17 protein-coding genes are annotated in these 18,239 nt (G+C 70.8%); 10 read left to right on the top strand and 7 right to left on the bottom strand.

Going from position 1 to position 18,239, the window contains the following annotated elements; all coding sequences use genetic code 11:
* Nucleotides 1-977: RtcB family protein (locus GJ743_RS15720; RefSeq protein ID WP_155052854.1), on the bottom strand; the 977-nt coding region annotated here is incomplete at its 3' end.
* 668 nt (nt 978-1,645) lie between these two features.
* Here GJ743_RS15720 and GJ743_RS15715 point away from each other — a divergent pair.
* The 4 genes from GJ743_RS15715 (at nt 1,646) to GJ743_RS15700 (ending at nt 3,360) form a co-directional block, all read left to right on the top strand.
* Nucleotides 1,646-2,146 carry a nucleotidyltransferase family protein gene (locus tag GJ743_RS15715; RefSeq protein ID WP_155052853.1) on the top strand — a complete coding sequence of 167 codons (501 nt, stop codon included), beginning with the start codon at nt 1,646-1,648 and terminating at the stop codon, nt 2,144-2,146.
* A complete protein-coding gene (locus tag GJ743_RS19755; RefSeq protein WP_328289265.1) occupies nt 2,143-2,475 on the top strand; it encodes a HepT-like ribonuclease domain-containing protein in 333 nt (110 codons plus the stop codon). Before GJ743_RS15715 ends, GJ743_RS19755 begins: the two co-directional genes overlap by 4 nt.
* Before the next feature lie 78 nt (nt 2,476-2,553).
* A complete protein-coding gene (locus tag GJ743_RS15705; protein WP_155052852.1) occupies nt 2,554-2,775 on the top strand; it encodes a hypothetical protein in 222 nt (73 codons plus the stop codon).
* A 3-nt stretch (nt 2,776-2,778) separates the two neighbouring features.
* Nucleotides 2,779-3,360 carry a nuclease-related domain-containing protein gene (locus GJ743_RS15700; RefSeq protein WP_155052851.1) on the top strand — a complete coding sequence of 194 codons (582 nt, stop codon included), beginning with the start codon at nt 2,779-2,781 and terminating at the stop codon, nt 3,358-3,360.
* Nucleotides 3,361-3,375: 15 nt separating this feature from the next.
* Here GJ743_RS15700 and GJ743_RS15695 read toward each other — a convergent pair whose 3' ends face one another.
* The 3 genes from GJ743_RS15695 to GJ743_RS15685 form a co-directional block, all read right to left on the bottom strand.
* Nucleotides 3,376-4,926 carry a thermonuclease family protein gene (locus GJ743_RS15695; protein WP_155052850.1) on the bottom strand — a complete coding sequence of 517 codons (1,551 nt, stop codon included), beginning with the start codon at nt 4,924-4,926 and terminating at the stop codon, nt 3,376-3,378.
* Nucleotides 4,927-5,055: 129 nt separating this feature from the next.
* Nucleotides 5,056-5,667 carry a hypothetical protein gene (locus tag GJ743_RS15690; RefSeq protein ID WP_155052849.1) on the bottom strand — a complete coding sequence of 204 codons (612 nt, stop codon included), beginning with the start codon at nt 5,665-5,667 and terminating at the stop codon, nt 5,056-5,058.
* A 175-nt stretch (nt 5,668-5,842) separates the two neighbouring features.
* Nucleotides 5,843-6,217: a PH domain-containing protein gene (locus GJ743_RS15685; RefSeq protein ID WP_328289264.1), complete on the bottom strand. Its 375-nt coding sequence runs from the start codon at nt 6,215-6,217 to the stop codon at nt 5,843-5,845.
* Between the two features lie 291 nt (nt 6,218-6,508).
* Between GJ743_RS15685 and GJ743_RS15680 the strand changes: the two genes are divergently transcribed.
* From GJ743_RS15680 to GJ743_RS15665, 4 genes are all read left to right on the top strand, one after another.
* The gene (locus GJ743_RS15680; protein WP_155052848.1) at nt 6,509-7,945 is read left to right on the top strand and encodes an HNH endonuclease signature motif containing protein; all 1,437 of its coding nucleotides are present in this window, start codon (nt 6,509-6,511) and stop codon (nt 7,943-7,945) included.
* 319 nt (nt 7,946-8,264) lie between these two features.
* Nucleotides 8,265-9,710 carry a plasmid pRiA4b ORF-3 family protein gene (locus GJ743_RS15675; protein ID WP_155052847.1) on the top strand — a complete coding sequence of 482 codons (1,446 nt, stop codon included), beginning with the start codon at nt 8,265-8,267 and terminating at the stop codon, nt 9,708-9,710.
* A gap of 108 nt (nt 9,711-9,818) precedes the next feature.
* Nucleotides 9,819-11,933: a hypothetical protein gene (locus tag GJ743_RS15670; protein WP_155052846.1), complete on the top strand. Its 2,115-nt coding sequence runs from the start codon at nt 9,819-9,821 to the stop codon at nt 11,931-11,933.
* A 22-nt stretch (nt 11,934-11,955) separates the two neighbouring features.
* Entirely contained in the window at nt 11,956-12,354 is a 399-nt protein-coding gene (locus GJ743_RS15665; RefSeq protein ID WP_155052845.1) for a hypothetical protein, read from the top strand.
* Nucleotides 12,355-12,546: 192 nt separating this feature from the next.
* Here the strand turns inward: GJ743_RS15665 and GJ743_RS15660 are convergent, their stop codons facing one another.
* The 3 genes from GJ743_RS15660 to GJ743_RS15650 all read right to left on the bottom strand — a co-directional run bounded on the left by GJ743_RS15660 (nt 12,547) and on the right by GJ743_RS15650 (nt 15,945).
* A complete protein-coding gene (locus GJ743_RS15660; protein WP_155052844.1) occupies nt 12,547-14,022 on the bottom strand; it encodes a hypothetical protein in 1,476 nt (491 codons plus the stop codon).
* Between the two features lie 45 nt (nt 14,023-14,067).
* Nucleotides 14,068-15,432: a hypothetical protein gene (locus GJ743_RS15655; RefSeq protein WP_155052843.1), complete on the bottom strand. Its 1,365-nt coding sequence runs from the start codon at nt 15,430-15,432 to the stop codon at nt 14,068-14,070.
* A gap of 78 nt (nt 15,433-15,510) precedes the next feature.
* A complete protein-coding gene (locus GJ743_RS15650) occupies nt 15,511-15,945 on the bottom strand; it encodes a DUF1761 domain-containing protein (protein WP_155052842.1) in 435 nt (144 codons plus the stop codon).
* Nucleotides 15,946-16,197: 252 nt separating this feature from the next.
* Between GJ743_RS15650 and ppk2 the strand changes: the two genes are divergently transcribed.
* Nucleotides 16,198-17,001 (top strand): polyphosphate kinase 2, encoded by an 804-nt coding sequence (ppk2, locus tag GJ743_RS15645; RefSeq protein ID WP_155052841.1) that lies wholly within the window; start codon nt 16,198-16,200, stop codon nt 16,999-17,001.
* Nucleotides 17,002-17,444: 443 nt separating this feature from the next.
* A partial coding sequence (locus tag GJ743_RS15640) for a VOC family protein (RefSeq protein WP_155052840.1) occupies nt 17,445-18,239 on the top strand: 795 nt, incomplete at its 3' end.

Below are 18,239 nucleotides of genomic sequence, written 5' to 3'. Positions count from 1 at the left end.
GCGGAGCGCGAGTACGTCCGGCCCGCGCCGTGCGGCGAGGAGTTCAGCGACATCCGATCACCCTGGCCCTCGACCACGTACGACGCCGTGCCCATCGAACCCGGGATCAGGCCCGGCCGGCCCGCATCGGCCTGGATCGCGCCCTTCCGCGACACCCACACCCGCTTGCCGAAGTGCTCCTCGCTCTCGGTGAAGTTGTGGTGGCAGTTGATCCGCTCCCGCTCCTCCACCGGCGCGCCGACCCACTCCGAGACCTGCCGGATCACCCGGTCCATCATCTCCTCCCGGTTCAGCAGCGCGAAGTGCTGCGCCCACCGCAGCTCCGCGATGTACCGCGAGAACTCCGGCGTGCCCTCCACGAGGTACGCGAGGTCCCGGTCGGGCAGGTCGATCCACCACTTCCGGCAGAGCTCCTGCGCGACCCGGATGTGATGCTGCGCGATCTTGTTGCCCACGCCCCGGCTTCCGGAGTGCAGGAACAGCCACACGGCATCCGCCTCATCGAGCGAAACCTCGATGAAGTGGTTGCCGCTGCCGAGCGAACCCAGCTGCAGCCGCCAGTCGCCCCGGTAGCGGGCCGGGTCGAACCCCTTCGCCTCGGCGAGGGCCTCGAGCTCGGCGATCCGCGGCTCGGCCGTCGCGACGACCGTGCGGTTCGCGTGACCGGCCGACAGCGGGATGGCGCGCTCGATCTGCTCCCGGACCTCCCTCCGGTTCTCGGGCAGATCGTGTCGTGCGAACTGCGTCTTCACCGCGATCATGCCGCAGCCGATATCGACCCCGACCGCGGCCGGCATGATCGCGCCGAGCGTCGGGATGACCGACCCCACCGTGGCGCCGAGGCCCAGGTGCGCGTCAGGCATCAGCGCGAGGTGCGGGTAGATGAACGGCATCGTCGACGACGTGCGGGCCTGCTCGACGGTCTTCCCGTCGATCAGGCTCGCCCACGAGACGAGCCGTGCGGAGAGCTTCTCCATGGTCCTTTCCTGTCTGGTTGCGTTGCGTTCTCTCGATCGCGGAGCCCGAGGGCTCCCGTCGCGCGCGCAGACAGAAAAAACCCCGGGCCTCGGATGACACGGGGTGACGGCTTCTCGCGGCCATCGGGCCGCGGCCGCGTCAGCGTGCCGGTTCGAGCACCTGCTCGAGCGTGCGAAGCTGCCTGGCTTGGCGGCTCTTCGCGGGCTCGACGAAGGACTGGCGATTCGTGTGCTGCAGATACACGGCGGCTCGTCCTTCCTCGTGCAGGTCTCCGGGATGCTGCGCGGGTGCGCAGCCTTGTGACGATAGCGGTGGTGCGGGGGTGGGGTCAATGGTGGGTTTCGCGGCATCCGCTCGCGCAGTCACCACGCTCTGCCTCCCGCTCGCCCCGCTCGAAGTGAGGTTTCTGCCCCTGAGGCAGGACCGCAACCTCACTCGGACGCGCAAACCTCACTTCGATTGGGCGGACCCTGCGAATCGGTGAGTTTGAGACTGCGAATCCGTGACTTTGGAGCTGCGAATCCGTGACTTTGAGGCCGTACAGGGCGCCATTCAGGCGAACGGACGAGTTCCTATCTGACAAACGGACGGGTTCCTATCTGACACATGGACGAGTCTCATTTTCCGCGTCAGGTACCGAATGGTACTCTGGTACCGAGGAGTCCAGATGGCGACGTTCACCCCGATCAAGATCGATCCGGCGACCGACCGGCTGGTCGGCGACGCTGCGCACGTGCTCGGGCGAACGAAGAAGGACATCGTCGCCGCCGCCGTCCGCGAGTTCATCGAGACCCACCAGGCGGAACTCACTGCCGGCGTCACCGCGACGGCCGACCGCCTGGCGAGCCCCCACGCGGAGTCACCACACGCCGGCCTTCGCCCGCTCCGCGCGCGTCTCAACGCTCATCGCGAGGAACTCGTCGCCGCGCTCGAAGAACTCGGCGCCTCGAACATCCGCGTCTTCGGCAGCGTCGCCCGCGGCGACGAATCTTCCTCCAGCGACATCGACCTGCTCGTCGACCTCGCCGACGACATCGGCCTGTTCGGACTCGGCACGATGCGCAGCACCGCGGAGCGGATCCTCGACGCGCCGGTCGACATCGTGCCGGCTTCGAGCCTGAAAGCGGATGTCGCCGAAACGGTGCTGCGCGAAGCGACACCCGTGTGAGCCGCTCGTCAGAAGCCCGCCTCCGCGACATCCTTGCCGCGTGCGCCGCGATCGAGGGCTACGCCGCCCGACCAGACGGCGACCCGATCGTGTTCGATGCGATCCGCATCCGTCTCGTCGAGATCGGAGAGGCCGTCAAGGACCTCGACCCGTCCGTCACCTCGGCAGAGCCCGGCATCCCCTGGGTCGAGATCGTCCGAATGCGGGATCAGCTCGCACACCGCTACTTCGACACCGCGCACTCGATCGTCATGACGACCGCGCGCAGCGACATCCCTCGCCTGAAGGCAGCGGTCGAGCGACTCCTCGGACCGGAGCACGGCGGATAGGCCACCCCACGTTCGGGGACTCCCCCGCACCTCGACGCGGCTGTCAGGATCGAGCGACCCTACCGCCGCGAGGACCCCATGAGCACCGAGCACGTCGCGACCCCAGCCCTGGCGAACCGCCGCCCCGCGGCATCCGTCATCGCCGAATGCCTGCGCGTGCAGGCGAGCGTGCCGCCGAACACCGCCGTGCATCGGTTCTTCGGCGTCTCGCCACTCGGGCGCGACGCCGAGCCCTGGTACGTCGGCGCCCTCGGCGAACTCGAGGTCGCGCGGCGCCTCGGTGCGCTCGGGACGGCGTAGTTCGTGCTGCACTCGGTACCGATCGGGACCGGGCCGAGCGACCTCGACCACGTCGTGATCGGGCCGGCGGGCGTGTTCACGATCAACACGAAGCACCACCGCGGGCAGCACGTGTGGGTCGGCGCGAAGCGCATCCTCGTGAGCGGCCAGCGCACCGACCACCTCCGGAACGCCGCGCACGAGGCCAAGCGCACGTCGAAGCTGCTGTCGGCAGCAGCGGGCGTGCCGGTCGGGGTCACGCCGATCGTCGCGATCGTGGGGGCGAAGCGGATGACGGTGCGCGAGCGTCCGGCGGATGTCGTCGTGCTGCGCGACACCGAGCTCGTGCGTTGGCTGCGGCGACGGCGCGCGGTGCTGGCGCCGGAGCAGGTGCTGCGCCTCGCGGCCGTCGCGGCGCAGCCGTCAGCCTGGCAGCGGATGCCGGAGAGCGAGGTCGTCGACCATGGCGCGTTCGATCGGCTTCGGGTGAACGTCGGGCGGGCAGTGCGGCGGCGGGTGCTCTGGCAGCTCGCGGTCGTCGGCGCCACAGCATCGGCGGTGTTTGGGATGTGGTGGTCGACTGTGGGACCGCTGCTCGAACGCTGACCTGGCAGCCGGAGGTCAGAGCGGAAGCTTCGTAGTGCAATCGATCTTGGTGTATCGACGGCCCTGCTCGTCGACCGACGTTCCGCCCGGTCCGTATGCGCGGCAGCCCGTATAGCCGTCGTACCCGCCGGTCGAGCCCGATCCCCCGCCAGCGGCCCCGGAGTCGGACTGCTGGTCTGCATCTGCGGCTGCGGCCTGACGGAGATCCTCGGCAAGTCGAGCGGCCTCGGCCTCGGCGGCGATGCGTTCGGCTTCGGCTTGCCGGGCTGAGTCCGCAGCCTGCCGATCCGCCTCGGCCTCGCGTGCGGCGGCAACGGGCGCAAATGCCGTCGCATCATCGCGGTAGGTCGTCATCTGAGTCTCGATACGTGTGATCTCGAGCAACCACCGATTGCGAATATCCGGTGTTACCCACGCGATCGCATCGGCCGCCGCCTTGGCTGCCGGAACCGTCGTTAGCACGGCGATCGCCGCACCCTCTACACTCGCGAGCTCGGACGACGGCAGCTGTTCCGTGGGCGATGTCACAGCGGCAGCCCCCGCCGCAAGTAACTCGATCGCCGCAACCGGCCCACACTCCGCCAACGGCGAGAAGATTCCCGCACCGACCGCTTCTGCATCGGCCATAGCGCTCGTCGATTCGGCGAAGAAGCGCATGTTGTCCCCGTACTCGGCGGGCACAGCCAGGCCCTGCGCGATCAGGACGGTCGCCGCTGAGACTCCGTCCGCGGTGGTCACTTTCGCGAGCAGGCGGCCATAGCGATCGCGGCGCACCTCGTCGTATGCGAGGGTCACGCTCAGCCCCTCCGGGAGAAGTTGCTCGAGCGCGGCGGTCGCCTCTGGCCCCAGGCATTCCGACTCGCCCGTGACCGCGTTGTCCTCAGGTGCATTCATATTGAGGATCCGGACGTGTTCCTCGTGATCGCCGACCCGGACGACGACGGTGTCCCCGTCGACCACACGGACCACGCGAGCGTCTTCCGCCCACGTCGGAACGGCCGCGAGGCTCAGGCTTCCTGCTGTCATGAGGAGCACCAGACCCGCTCCGACCGCGGCGAGCGTGGACTTCGGTCGCCGCTCGTACAGGCGTATCAGCGGAAGCTCGCGGAGCCGTTGCGGCTCCCTTCGAGGGACGGTCTGGCCCGGCCAATACAGCCATTCCGGCTTCAGGTGCTGCGACGCGTAGAAGCGGCGATGCTCGTCCACGGTCATCGTCCGCCGTCTCGACACGATGCGTCGGATGCCGAGGACCGCCATCAGGCCAAGAGCGATGACGAGCACGAATCCAAGCCAGCCGATGGCAGCAGAGATGTACGGATCCTCACCGGCGCCACGCACGGTTGCCACCGATTCGAGTGCGATTCTCGCGCAACCGGCCATCACCACGACAGCGCCGAGGAGGATGAACAGCCCCTTGCGCTGTGGGAGCTCGCGCTGCATCCCGATCTGCGTGATCGCGGTGTAGGCCGCGATCAGAGCGACAATCAGAAGGGCGATAGGCCACCACAGCAGGATGACAAGCATTGCGCCGACGGGGCTGCTGGGCAGCGCGAACAAGGAACTCACGCAAGGAACCTTCGGGCAGGGCGAACGGGAACGGGCATCCAACAATACGTTTCCGCCGAGGAATGATCAGTCACAGGCCCCAGTTCGGGGGCGTCATTCACGTGTGCGGCCCGAACTGGACCGCTGCCCTCATCCCTCGAGGTTCTTGCGCCACTCCTGATACGAGCCGCTTTCGAGCACCTCGCCCGTGGCGTCATCGACGAACTCGACGACCACATCGAGCTCGTCTGCCGAGGTGCCCGCGAACTGCTGGTAGAGCGCGCCTTGGAGGTAGAAGCCGATCACGAGGAGGCTCTCGAGGGGTGAGAATCGCTCGGCGTCGACCGACACCGTGAATTCGGTCATCGCATCGTCGACCTCCACAGCGGTGATGGAGTTCGAGTCGTCCGCGATGATGCCGTCCACGGCGTCCTTCGCGGACGATCGCAACTCCTCAAGCATCTCGTCGCGCTGCGACTTGGTCATGGTGTAGACAACTGCGTCGCCGTCGACCGCAGCTGTCATACCGTTCTCCGCAGCGGCGGAAACGATCTCCTCGTCCGACATCGAGCCCTCGGGATCGAGCAGGGACCGCGCGACCCTCACGTCGACGGTCGCCAGATTCTCCTCCACCTCGATGGGACCATCAGTCGAGTCGACCGCGCCGACGGACCCGTTACTGTCTGCCGCCGCACAGCCCCCGAGAACGAAGACGGCGCAGATCATTGCGGAAGCGGCCATGCTCCGGACAGACATCTTCATTCGACTCCCTTGAATGCGAAAACTGGCTGTGCGCCCGAATCGATCCTAGGAGCGCTGGAGCGACGGCCGCGGGAGGCAGTGCGCAAATCGCCACGGACCGGATCGTCGTCAGCGGGCGGAAGAGCCCGGCACCATGCCAGGCGGTCCTCCGCGGCCCCGCGGCATCCGCCCAGCCCTACAGCACCGCCCACCCGATCAGCTTCGCGAGGTACCCGACGTCGAAGTTGCCGGCGAACTCCAGCCGGACGCGGCCGAGACCGCTCAGCCAGATTTCGAGCTCCGCGTCGCGATCGAAGGTGCCCGCGGTCTCGATCGAGAACACCTGGATCTTCGAATAGGGCAGCGAGGTGGTGTCGCGCTTCTTGCCGGTCATGCCCTGGACGTTCACGGCGATGATCCGCTTGTTCGTGAACATGATGAAGTCGCGCATGCCCTTCGCCGCGACCATCGACGTCTCACCGTCGACGTACAGGTCGCGCACGCTCGGCTCGATGCTCGCGACATCCGCCTTGGACAGTTTGACGAAGGTTCCGTTCTGAAAATCGATCACCGGTCGAGCGTAGGGCGACGCTGGTGAAGACCAGGGCGATCGGATGGCTCGCGCCGCCGGCACCCGTCCGGATCGCGCCGGCGGCGGACGTCACGCGCGACAGCTACGCGGTCGCGCGGCAGTCGGCGCGCCGCTCGTGTTCCGTTTGGATGGTCCGCGCTCGCGCGCGGCGCGCGCCTGACCCGTCCTCCACAGAGGCACCTCGCTGGCACTTTTTCACAGGCAATCTGGCTGGTCAGGTGTGATTTACATGACCGAGCGGATGTCAGTGGGTCCCTGCAGAATCGAGACATGGAATCGCCGCTCAGCACGCTCGACCGCGACGTCGCGGCGCTGCGTGCTGCGTGGCGCGGTGCGATGCCGCCTTCTTCGGTGGCGACGGATGGCGCGACCCAGGCCGAGATCGCCGAGATGAGCGATGCCGGGCTGGTCCGGGTGACCGACGCGCTCGCGCAGGTTCGTCGAGACGCCGAGGTGCTTCTCGCACGCGTCGCTGCCGAGGTGTCGAAGCGGTCGAGCACCGAGCGCGGTGAAGCGAGCCTCGCCAGGGTGCACGGCTTCCACAACCCGGTTCGGCTGATCGCCGCATCGACCGGAGCTTCTCGGAGCGACGCGGCGAAGCTCATCGCGGTCGGCACCTCCACCGCGGAGCGGCAGACATTCGGCGGTGAGCGGATGCCGTCGCGGCATCCGCACGTCGCCGCGGCGCTCGAGTCGACCGTGATCGGCGTCGACGCGGCGTCTGCGATCACGTCGATGCTCGATCGCGTGCGGTGGCGTGCCGACCCGGCGGCGGCCGATGCCGCCGAAGCCGCGCTGGTCGAGCTCGCTACGAGGGTGCCGCTCGACCTGCTCATGCGCGGCATACGTGAGGCCGAAGCGCGGCTCGATCGCGACGGAATCGAGCCGCGTGAGGAGCAGCTCCGCAGCGAACGCTCGCTCACGATGCGCGAAGACTCGGCCGGCATGGTGCACCTCCACGCCCGCCTCGATCCCGAGACCGCGGCACCGATCAAGACGGCGGTCGAGGCGCTCGTGCGCGATGCGTTGCGCCGCCGCGAGCCGGCGGGATCCGGCCAGGGCCCCGGCCTAGGCTCCGGCTCCGGCTCCGGCTCCGGCTCCGGCCCGATCATCGACGACCAGCGCTCGATCCCCCAGATCCAGGCCGACGCGCTTGCCGCGATCGCGCGCCACAGCCTCGGGTGCGAACGGACCCTCGCTCCGCTCGCCAAAGCCACCGTCGTCGTGCGCCTCGACCACGACACCCTCATCGACGGCCTCGGCGCCGCGCACATCGACGGCATCGAGCAACCGATCTCGGCGACCACTGCCCGCCGCATGGCGGCCGACGCCGAACTCATCCCGATGGTGCTCGGCGGCGAGGGCCTCCCCCTCGACCTGGGCCGCTCCGCTCGGCTCTTCAGCCGCCCCCAGCGACTCGCCCTCGCCGAACGCGACGGCGGATGCGCCTCCTGCGGCCAGAACATCGCCTACGTCGACGCCCACCACATCCGATGGTGGGAACGTGACGCCGGCCCGACCGATCTTGCGAACGGAGTGATGCTCTGCTCCTTCTGCCACCACCGCATCCACCGCGAAGGCTGGGGCATTCGCGCGACCCGAACCGAGGTGTGGTTCATCCCACCCCCGCACGTCGACCCCGACCAGACCCCACGGCTCGGCGGTCGAGCGCGCTTCGCGCTGCCGGCGTGTCCGTCGGCCGCGTGAACCGGCAGCGTCGTCGCGCCGCGGCGCTGCCGGCGGCCCTGCCGGCGAGGTCGTCGACGCCGTTCGCCCGGGACCCATGCCCGGTGAGCGACGGGTCGCCGCGGCCCGGCTTGCCGGAGCTGGGCATGCCGCGGACGTCCTGAGGTCGGCACCGGCCGTCTCCTCGCCGAGTTCGAGCGTCGTCTCCGAACATGCTGCCGCGCTGCTCGATGAGCGAAGCGACGCTCTGCAAGCATGAGCCTGACGACGCCGACCCCAGCCCTGCAAGACTTCTCGTGTGACACCCACGGCCCCCTCTCCTGCTCGCGAACGCTTCCGCTTGCGCATCACTCTCGTCGACAGCGAGCCGGAGATCTGGCGCACGCTCGACGTCGACGGAGCGCTGCGGCTCGGCGACCTGCACGACGCGATCCAGCTCGCAATGGGATGGCGCGACGCGCACCTGCACGAGTTCTCCGAGCTCGAGCCCCACCCCGACACGCGCGCACTCCCCCAGGTCGGTCGGCCGCCCCGTCGGTGGATGCCGGGAGACCAGGTCGCCGACGCCGAAGACGGCCTCGCCTTCGGCGGCCGCGTGGAGCAGCTCATCGACGAGCACGCGGCCGACGTGGCATCCGTCTTCGCGCCGACCGACGGGCCGATCTACTACTGGTACGACTTCGGCGACAGCTGGTGGCACCGCATCGACCTGATCGAGCGCGAACACGTCGATGCGCCGGGCGCCTCGAGCCCACCATGGGCGCGCCGCGTCGAACTCGTCGCCGGGGCCGGGCGATGCCCGTTCGAGGATTCCGGCGGTGTGCACGGATACGCCGAGAAGCTCGACACACTCGCCGACCCGGCCTCCCCCGAGCACGCGGAGATCGCGGCGTGGGTCGCCGGCGTCATCTGGCCCGAGCCACTCGTGCTGCCGTTCGAGGCTGACGCGTTCGACCGCGACGCCGCTGACCGCGAGCTCCAACTGCGTTTCGAAGTCGCGAGCGACCTCTCGGGCCTGATCCGCGCCGACGGCGACGGGCTCGTCGACGAGGCCTCTCCCGTAGTCGAACTGCTCGAGGGCCTGCCGGCGCCGTTCCGCGCCGCGCTTCGCGCGCGGCTCCGCGCCGAGGGCGCGCTCGCGCCCGTGCAGGTCGAGACGGATGCCGCCACCCGCATGGTGCGCCCGTTCACCTGGCTGCTCGGTCGCATCGGAGATAGCGGCCTCGCGCTTACAAAGGCCGGGTGGATGCCTCCGACCGTCGTGCACGAGGGCATGACCGAGCTCGGCTGGCTCGACGACTGGATCGGGGCGTCGAATCGCGAGGACATCACCTGGCCGATCCGCTGGCTGCGCGAGGCGGCGAGGCGGTTCGGCCTCGTGCGCGTCGCGAAGGGCCGCCTGCTCCGCACCGCCGCGGGAACGCGGCTGCAGGGCGACCCCGTCGGCCTCTGGCGACACGTCGCGGTCGCGAGCGTCGGGCGACAGCGGTCCGACGCCGAGCGGATGGCGGTGACGCTCCTCGCCGTCGAGATCGCGTGCGGTCGCGCCGGCACGCTCAGTGAGTTCGGCGACGCCGTCGCGAACGGCCTCGACCTGCTCGGCTGGTCGCAGCCCGACGGCCGCCCGCTCGACGCGTACGACGGCATCGAACTGATCCGCGACACCTGGCACATGCTCGGCGATCTCGGCGTGTTCGGCGCGGTGAGCCGCTTCGCACGGAGCGGCGACGACGCGCCGACGACCGAGGGCCGCGCGTTCGCCCGCGCGATGCTCGGCATCCGCTGACCGCCCGCCGCCCGTTCACCCACCCGCCGCCCGCGCCGCCCATGGCGGCACCGCCGCCCGGGTGGTAGCTTGCGCGCATTCGCACGGATCGAGCTGGGGGGGCACGACATGGCGATCGAGACGGTGCTGGGCGCGGCATGGACGCGGAAACACGATGACCCTCGGGATGCACTCATCCCATCGACGCCGCGCATCGTCTACCCGAAGTCGCTCGCAGAGCTCATCGAGATCTGCCGCGACGAGAACCTCGGCCGCCTGAAGGCCGCCGGCAGTCACTGGGCGCTGTCCGAGGCGGCGATCAGCGAGGAGACGTTCATCGAGACGCACGACCCCCGCAACCAGCGGCAGGCGATGGGTCGCACGCTGAAGCACGTGGTCCCGCACTGCCTCCACCCCGAACTGCTCCAGCGGATGTCGGAGCCGAGCTTCGTGCAGGACCACGGGTCGCTCGTGCACGTCGAGGCCGGCAAGCGCGTCTACCAGCTCTACGCCGAGCTCGACCAGGTCGACCCCCTCGACCTGCAACCGCCCGACGGAGTGCAGACGCTCGGCGCCTTCATGCTCGCCAACTTCGGCACGACGGCGTTCGAGGGGCCGTGGGGGATGGAGACGGCCGGCAACGCCGGCGGGCAGACGATCGTCGGGGCGTTCTCCACGGGCACCCACGGCGGCGACTTCGACTGCGGTCCGATCGCCGACTCGGTCGTCGCGATCCACCTCGTCGCCGACGGCGGCGCGCACTACTGGATCGAGTCATCCGACGAGCGCTACTGGCCGCAGCTCACCGACGACGACCGGATGCGGGAGGTCTACGGCACCGACGAATTCGGCGGCGACGAGAACTTCCACATCGTGCGAACCCGCGACAACGCGCTCTTCGACGCGGCGGTCGTCGCCGCCGGCCGGTTCGGCGTGATCTACTCCGTCGTGCTCCGCGCGCTCCCCCAGTACGCCCGCTACGAGCGACGCCGGCTGCACGTCTGGCAGGACTTCAAGCACCAGATCCTCGACCGCAACAGCGCGCTCTACCGCGACGCGGCGATCGTGCCCGGCGGCTACGTTCCGTCGACCCAGGTCACCAGCCCGCAGCGGTTCCTCCAGGTCGCCGTCAGCCTCACCCCGCACCTGAACTTCCAGCGCAACCTCGCGGGCGTCACCAAGCAGTGGAAGCTCCGACTGCAGGATGACCCACCGGGCCGGGCCGAGCGGGTGGGCGATCTGGTCACGGACTTCGACCCCCTCATCCAGGCGCCCCGCTTCGCGAACGCGGGCAACAACTTCAGCTACCGCTTCGACCCGGATGACCCGCTCAACGGGGAGGACGACCCCGACCCGATCGCGCTCGCGTGCTCGAACGGCAGCTTCCTCGCCGGGATCATCGAGGCGGCGATCAACGAGATCGAGGACTTCGTGAGCTCGAACGGCACCGTCGTGGGCGCGGGCATCGCCGCCATCGCAGCGCTCGGCGGCGGCGGACTCCTCCTGCTGATCCCGGCGCTGCTCGCGATCCTCGTCATCCTCCGCGCACTGCTCGAGGCGTTCGACGCCGACGACCGCTTCGGCGAGCACATGGAGAACATCAAGAACTCGCTGCTCGACCCGAACGAGCCCGACCCCGCGAAGCGCGCCGCCGGACTCTTCGCCTGGCAGCTGATCGTCTACCTCGGCTTCCAGGCGCAGCAGTCCGACCGCGACTACGAGGCGATCAGCTACGCCGTCACCGACCAGAAGGACTACCGCAACATCAGCTGCGAGGTGAACGTCGACTCGGTCGAGGTGTTCTTCGACGCGGTCGACCAGCGGCTCATCGCGTTCGTCGACGCGCTGCTCGCGTTCGAGATCATGCAGGAGTTCCAGGGCCGAGCCTGCGTCGGGTACGCATCACTGCGGTTCATGGGCCCGACGCGGGCGAAGATCGGGATGCAGCGACATCCGACCACCTGCTCGGTCGAAGTGGCCTGCCTCAAGGACGTCAGCGGCGGTCAGGAGATGGTCGACTACGCCGCCCGGCTCGCGCTGAACCCGAACATCGGCGGCATCCTGCACTGGGGCCAGCACAACGACGCGACGGCCGCCGACATCGAGCGGCTCTTCGGCGACCCCACGAGCCCGACCAACGGTGACCTCGGCGCGTGGCGGCAGGCGCTCGCCGAGGTCACCGGCTTCGGCAGCCGCGACCGGTTCAGCAGCGACTTCACCCGGCGCACCGGGCTCGAACCGTGACCGAGCGAGGAGGAGCGGCGAGATGAGCGAGACGTTCTTCGGCCCCTGGCGGGTCGTGCTCACGCACGCGAACTCCCACTTCGCGCAGCGCATGGTCATCACCGGGTCGGATGCCGCGGACGGCGCGTACGCGATCGCGTTCGGGCAGGTGGTGGATGTCACGGTCTCCGGTGCAGAGTGGCGACTGGAGACGCAGTTCTTCCCGTTCGACGGTCCCGCCTGGCAGCCGGGCGACACGCGGCGGTCGACGCGATTCGAGGCGCCGACGGGCCTCATCGTGCAGCTCGACGGGGCGGCGCGGCCACCCGGCACCGGCAGCACGTTCACGAACCTGACGCTCGTCTGCACGTGCCTCGACCCGGAGACCAACCCGATCCCGGGGCCGAACCCGTTCGACTTCACGATCCCGTTCCGGGGGTGAAGCGCCCGGCCCACCCCTCCACGGGAGGTTTCTGCGTTCGAGGTCGTTCTCGAACGGCACTCGAACGCGGAAACCTCACTTGGAGTACAACGAGGACGCGAGCGCGGGGTACCGGCGGGAGGGCCGGCTTATGCGCCGAGACCCTGCGCGCAGGGCCGGCCAATGCGTCGAGCCCCTACGCACAGGGGCGGCCTATGCGCCGAGGCCCTGCGCGCGCATCGCGCCCAGGTCGCGGCGCGCCAGGCTCAGCGACTCGCTCGCGAGCGACGCGGCCCGCCGCGCCATCTCGATGACCTGCGCCCGGTGATCCGCGTCGGACACGATCACCGTCACCTCGGAGCCGGCGCTGCCGAGGACCTGCCCGAGGTCGACCCGGATGCGCTCGGACTCGGCCAGCCGCCGCAACGCTTCCGCGCCGATCCGGCCCGGGTGGCCGGCGACGGCGTCGCGGGCGACGTCGAGTCGGCGATCGGCGTCCCGGACTGCGTGGAGCACGTGCACTGCGCGGAACGCCGAAGGCGGGGCCGGCTCGCCCGTCGCGCGCCCGGTGGCGGTCGCGGGTGCGGGCGAAGTCGCAGTCGCGGGCGCAGTCGCAGCCCAGGTTGCGGGCGCAGTCGCTGTGGCGGGTCCGGCCCGAGTCGCGGGCGCGGGCGCTGTGGCGGCCCCGGCCCGAGTCGCGAGCGCAGTCGCAGTCGCGGACGCGGCCCGAGTCGCGGGCGCACCCGCAGTCACTGTCGCTGTCGCGAGCCCGGCCCGAGTCGCGGGCACAGCCCCGGTCGCGACATCCAGCGCGTCGCGCGCGGCGCGCAGTCGACGCAGGTGGCCGATCGGATCGGTGTCGACACCGGTGGCCGGCAGGGCGGCGAGCGCCGCCTGGAGCTCGGCGATCGCGGCGGCAGCATCCGGCGAATGCGGCGCCCCGAGCGCGACCGCGAGATCACGCCGGCACTCCTCGGCGAGGCCGGGCAGCGCGGCCTCGGCGCGCAGCGCCTCGACCTCGAAGGTCTCGACGGCGTCGAGCAGCGTCGCCGCACGGTGAACCGATCGAGCGGATGCCTCGAGCGCGACGTCCGCGTGAGCGACCTCGCCGTCGGCCCGACGACGCTCGGCCACGCCGAGGCTGTGCGCGGCGAATCCGAGCAGCCGGTCGGCCTCGGCGGGTCCGCCGTCGATGCCGGCGAGCGCGTCGCGCGCGTAGCGCGCCGCGAGCCGGTCGAGCGTCGCGCGGACGTACGCGATGCGCGCGCTGGCACGGACGAGGTCGGCGCGAATACCGGCGATGACGTCCGGGGCTCGGCGCGCCCGCGACATCCGCTCGGCCAGGTCGGCGGTCTGGTCGTCGAGGGAGCGTTCGATCGCCTCGCACAGGTCGATCACGTGCAGGTATCGCGCCCCGACCTCGTCGGAGGGGCCCGGCTGCGGGTCGTGATTGCGCCGGTTCAGCCGGAACGCCTCGCCGAGCTGCCGGCGTGCGGCGGCGAGCACCACGGCGGTCTCGGCGATCGCCTCGGACCCCAGGGCCGCCTCGGCGAACCCGAGCTCCTCGGAGGCGGCACGCAGGCGGTCATCGACGGCGAACAGGGCGGTGCCGGCCCGCGTCGCGAGTTCCGCGTCGTGGGCCTGGAGTTCGGGCGCACCCCGCCTGCGCCTGGCCCAGAACCCGGCCATGCATGGATTCTACGAGCGGCGCCTGACACACGCCATGGGCCGGAGCTAGTCGAAGATCCCGTCGAGGATGCTGCCGATGACGAGACCGCCGAGGATGCCGCCCATGACGTCGGATCCGCCGCCTCGGCGCCCGCCGCCACCCCAGCCCTGACCGCCTCCGGGCCCGCCCCACTGCCCCGGATCCTGCGGCCGCGACGAGTCGATGTCGCGCCGCGCGAGCTGGAGCGCCTCGCCGGCGAGCGCGGCGGCGCGTCGCGCGACCGCCATCGCGTGTTCGCGGTGGTCGTCGCCGATGACGATCGCGGTCGCCGCGGGCTCGCCGAGGTAGCGGTCGAGGTCCTGCCGGGTGCGCTCGGCCTCGGCGAGACGGGTGCGCGCGTCGGCCCCGATCCATCCGCGGTGCCCGGCGATGACGTCGCGCGCGACGGCGAGCTGCCGGTCGGCGTCGTCGATGGCGTGGCGCACGTGCTCGAGCGGTGGGATCGGACGGGCCGCGCGTTCGCGTGCGGCGGCGATCGCGGCATCCAGCCCCGAGTTCGCCTCGCGCAGCCGATCGAGGTGGGTGAACGGATCGGTGTTGACGCCCGCCGGCGGCAGGCTCGCGAGCGCCGCCTGCAGCTCGGTCATCGCCTGCGTGACGGCGGGCGAATGCGGCTCCTTGAGCGCAACGACGAGGTCGCCGCGGGAATCCTCGACGATCGCCGCCAGGGTCGACTCGGCGCGCAGCGCCTCGACCTCGAAGGTCTCCACCGCGTCGAGCAGGGTCGCCGCCCGGCGAACCGATTCAGCGGATGTCTCGAGCGCGAGGTTCGCCTGCTCGCGCTGCCCCGCCTCACGCCGGCGTTCGGCCACGCCCACCGAGTGCTCGGCGAAGCCGAGCAGCTGGTCGGCCTCGGCGGGGTTCGCGTCGACCTGGGCGAGGGCCTCGCTCGCGTATCGCACGGCGAGCCGGTCGACGGTCTCGCGGGCGTGCGGGATGCGCGCGCGCAACCGGTCGATGTCCGAGCGGATGCCGGCGATGATCTCCGGGGCGCGCCGCGCCCGCGCGATGCGGTCGGCGAGGGCCGCGGTCCGATCGTCGAGCAGGTCCTCCGCCCACTCGCAGAGCTGCACGATGCGCCCGTTGCGCGTGCGCAGCTCGTCGGGGGTGTCGGGGATGTGGTCGTGGTTGAGCTGGTGCAGGCGGAACGCCTCGGCCAGGTGCGTCCGCACCGCGGTCAGCGCCTCGCGCAGCGGCTCCGTCGCCTCGGACCCGAGCTCGGCATCGGCGAAGTCGAGCTCGTCGGTCGTCACCCGGATGCGCTCGTCGGCGGCGACGAGCGCCGCACGTGCCCGCCCCGCGAGCACCGCGTCCTGTGCCTCGAGCTCCTGCTGCTCCTCGCGCTTGCGCTTACCCCAGAACCCGGCCATGCCCTCGATCCTAGGGTCGGCCCGCCGAGCCTTCCCCGAGAGTGCGCGGGCGAAGGCTCGAGGGCGGGCGACCGCAGCTCAGACCGTGCCGGCCGGCGGCCAGACCCCGATGATGAGCCCCATCACCACGAGCGTCACGAGCTCGTGCGCGATGTTGAGGATCGTCAGGGACGACGGACGCCCCTCGAACGCGTCGTGCGTGATGAACCGAGCCGCGGTGAGGCCCGCCCACAGGATGATCGCCGTGAAGAGCGCCGCGAGCAGGTAGCTGCCGCCGTAGAAGTGCCACGCGATCGTCGACGCGCCCGCCAGCACCCACGCGGTCACGAAGCTGACGAGCACGGTCACGATGATCGGGCCGACCGCACTCGCACCGGGTCGATCCATGTCGACCTTCGCGAGCGTCGCCCAGCGAGTGCCGAACACGCCGCGGGCGTACCAGATCGAACCGACGACCATGCTCGACAGGGTCGCCAGCAGTACCGCCCAGTAGTTGATCTCGGGGACCGTCATCTCCGCCTCCTCGCCGCGGCCGGGGCCGCGCTCACCGTGTCCGGGTGCTCTGGGCGCGAGCGTACTCGCACGCGGTGACACGCGGCACACCCCGCGCCGCGCCGAGCTGCCGGTTGCGGCGGGAGACAGCAGAGCGAACGCGGCGAACGCGGCATCTCGAGCCTCGGCCGCGCGGCGCGGGGCCGACGTGCGGCGACGTGGCGCGGCATCCGCCCTAGGCTTCGGTGCAGGGGTGCGCGAATGGGCAAGAGGATGCCGAAACCGCTGTACGAGCAGGAACTGAAGACCCTGCAGGCGAGGCTCGTCGAGATGCAGAAGTGGGTGCAGCAGTCGGGCGCGCGCGTCGTGGTGATCTTCGAGGGGCGGGATGCCGCGGGCAAGGGCTCCGCGATCAAGCGCGTGTCGGAGTACATGAACCCGCGCCAGACCCGCATCGTCGCGCTGCCGGCGCCGAGCGAGCGCGACAAGACGCGCTGGTACTTCCAGCGCTACGTGCCGCACCTGCCGGCCGGAGGCGAGATCGTGCTCATGGACCGCTCCTGGTACAACCGGGCCGGCGTCGAGCGCGTCATGGGCTACTGCACGAACGAGGAGTACCAGCGGTTCCTGCACCAGGCGCCCATCTTCGAGCGGATGCTCGTCGAGGACGGCATCATCCTGCTGAAGTACTGGTTCAGCGTGTCGGACGTCGTGCAGGAGGAGCGCTTCCGTTCCCGCCTCGAGGACCCCATGCGGCGCTGGAAGCTCAGCCCCACCGACCTCAGCTCGATCACCAAGTGGGAGGACTACTCGCGCGCGAAGGACACGATGTTCCTCCACACCGACATCGCCGAGGCCCCCTGGTACGAGATCGAGAGCGACGACAAGCGCCGCTCGCGCATCAACGTGATGGCGCACATCCTGTCGAAGGTGCCGTGGGAGCCCGTGCCGCAGGCACCGATCGAGATCCCCGAGCGCCCGCCGTCGGCCGGCTACGAGCGCCCGCCGCGCCAGTGGACGAACTCGGTGCCCGACTACGCCCGCGAGGTCGAGAAGCGAGCCGGGGCGTCCGACTAGGCCGCGCGAGTTCGTCGCGTGCGAGCGGCAGCGGATGCCTCGGGCGCGGGCCGGGCGCAGGCCGGGCGCGAGCCCGCCGCGGGCCGGGCGCGAGCCCGGCGCGGGCCGGGCGCGAGCCCGCCGCGGGCCGGGCGCGAGCCCGGCGCGGGCCTGCCGCATGCCGCCGTCGCTCCTCCGCGCCCAAGTGGCGCCCTCCACGAGACCAGGGAGAAAGGTGGACGCGGTATACCTTTCTCCCTCGTCGTCAAGAGGAACACCGGGAGCAAGGTGGACGCGGTATGCGTTTCTGCATCGTCGCCGAGACAGACACCGTCGCGGACCAGGGCGAGGAGGTCGCAGGCGAACATCCGCTCGCGGGAGCGGACGGGTCGAGGCGGGTTCCGGAGAAGCCGAGGCTCCGCTATCTTCGGGCGCGTCGGGCTGACGCCCGGAACGGAGACGGCATGGGCCAGGAGCAGCGGCTCGCCTTCCTCGCGGCCGACGGGGTCGACGACTGGCGGGTCGCGTACTGCGGGCCGATCGCGCGTTTCGCGACGGGGTCGGTGCGTGCGGGCGCGGCGTTCGCGACGGCCGTGGCCGCCGTCGACGCGCTGGCGGAGCATCCGCCGCTGATCGACGTGCGGCCGGATTGCGTGATCGTCCGTGTCGTACGCGACCTCATCGACCTCGACGACGGCGCGGCCGATCGGGCGCGGGCGATCTCGGCGATCGCGAGCGACCACGGACTCGAGGCGCAGCCCGAGCGCACGCAGGACGTGCAAGTCGCCATCGCGACGAGCCGGCCCATCGCCGAGGTGCTGCCGTTCTGGCGCGCCGTGCTCGGGTACGCCGACCACATCGGCGACGACCTCGTCGATCCGCGCGGGCGCGGGCCGTCGGTCTGGTTCCAGCCGCTCGACCCCGAAAGGCCGCTCCGCCATGCGATGCACCTCGACCTCGCCGTGCCGCGCGAGGTCGCGACGGCGCGCCTCGCCGCGGCGCTCGAGGCGGGCGGGCGCGTCGCGTCGGACCGCGAGGCGCCGCAGTACTGGACGTGCGACGACCGTGGCGGCAACAAGGTCGACCTCGTCACCTGGACGGACCTGCCCGTGCCCGAGGACGAGCCGACCTCGCTCGAGGTGCTGTCGGCGGCGCGCGGGCCGGCGCCTTCGCCGCAGCTGTCGATTGGCGAGACGGATGCCTCGGCCGCAGCCGCTGGGCGGGCCTCGGCCACGCCGGCGCCGACGTCCTCGCCCGGG

It is taken from the genome of Agromyces bracchium (assembly GCF_009709675.1).
In the GTDB taxonomy this organism is placed as follows: Bacteria; Actinomycetota; Actinomycetes; order Actinomycetales; family Microbacteriaceae; genus Agromyces; species Agromyces bracchium.
This window is presented reverse-complemented; position numbering and strand designations above follow the sequence as displayed.

What these genes read in the sequence shown, in the direction of transcription:
- GJ743_RS15665 (WP_155052845.1), top strand. Translation starts at nt 11,956, where the DNA reads ATGAGCGAGACGTTCTTCGGCCCCTGGCGGGTCGTGCTCACGCACGCG.
- GJ743_RS15670 (WP_155052846.1), top strand. Translation starts at nt 9,819, where the DNA reads ATGGCGATCGAGACGGTGCTGGGCGCGGCATGGACGCGGAAACACGAT.
- GJ743_RS15660 (WP_155052844.1), bottom strand. Translation starts at nt 14,022, where the DNA reads ATGGCCGGGTTCTGGGCCAGGCGCAGGCGGGGTGCGCCCGAACTCCAG.
- GJ743_RS15690 (WP_155052849.1), bottom strand. Translation starts at nt 5,667, where the DNA reads ATGAAGATGTCTGTCCGGAGCATGGCCGCTTCCGCAATGATCTGCGCC.
- GJ743_RS15715 (WP_155052853.1), top strand. Translation starts at nt 1,646, where the DNA reads ATGGCGACGTTCACCCCGATCAAGATCGATCCGGCGACCGACCGGCTG.
- GJ743_RS15655 (WP_155052843.1), bottom strand. Translation starts at nt 15,432, where the DNA reads ATGGCCGGGTTCTGGGGTAAGCGCAAGCGCGAGGAGCAGCAGGAGCTC.
- GJ743_RS15680 (WP_155052848.1), top strand. Translation starts at nt 6,509, where the DNA reads ATGGAATCGCCGCTCAGCACGCTCGACCGCGACGTCGCGGCGCTGCGT.
- GJ743_RS15705 (WP_155052852.1), top strand. Translation starts at nt 2,554, where the DNA reads ATGAGCACCGAGCACGTCGCGACCCCAGCCCTGGCGAACCGCCGCCCC.
- ppk2 (WP_155052841.1), top strand. Translation starts at nt 16,198, where the DNA reads ATGCCGAAACCGCTGTACGAGCAGGAACTGAAGACCCTGCAGGCGAGG.
- GJ743_RS15650 (WP_155052842.1), bottom strand. Translation starts at nt 15,945, where the DNA reads ATGACGGTCCCCGAGATCAACTACTGGGCGGTACTGCTGGCGACCCTG.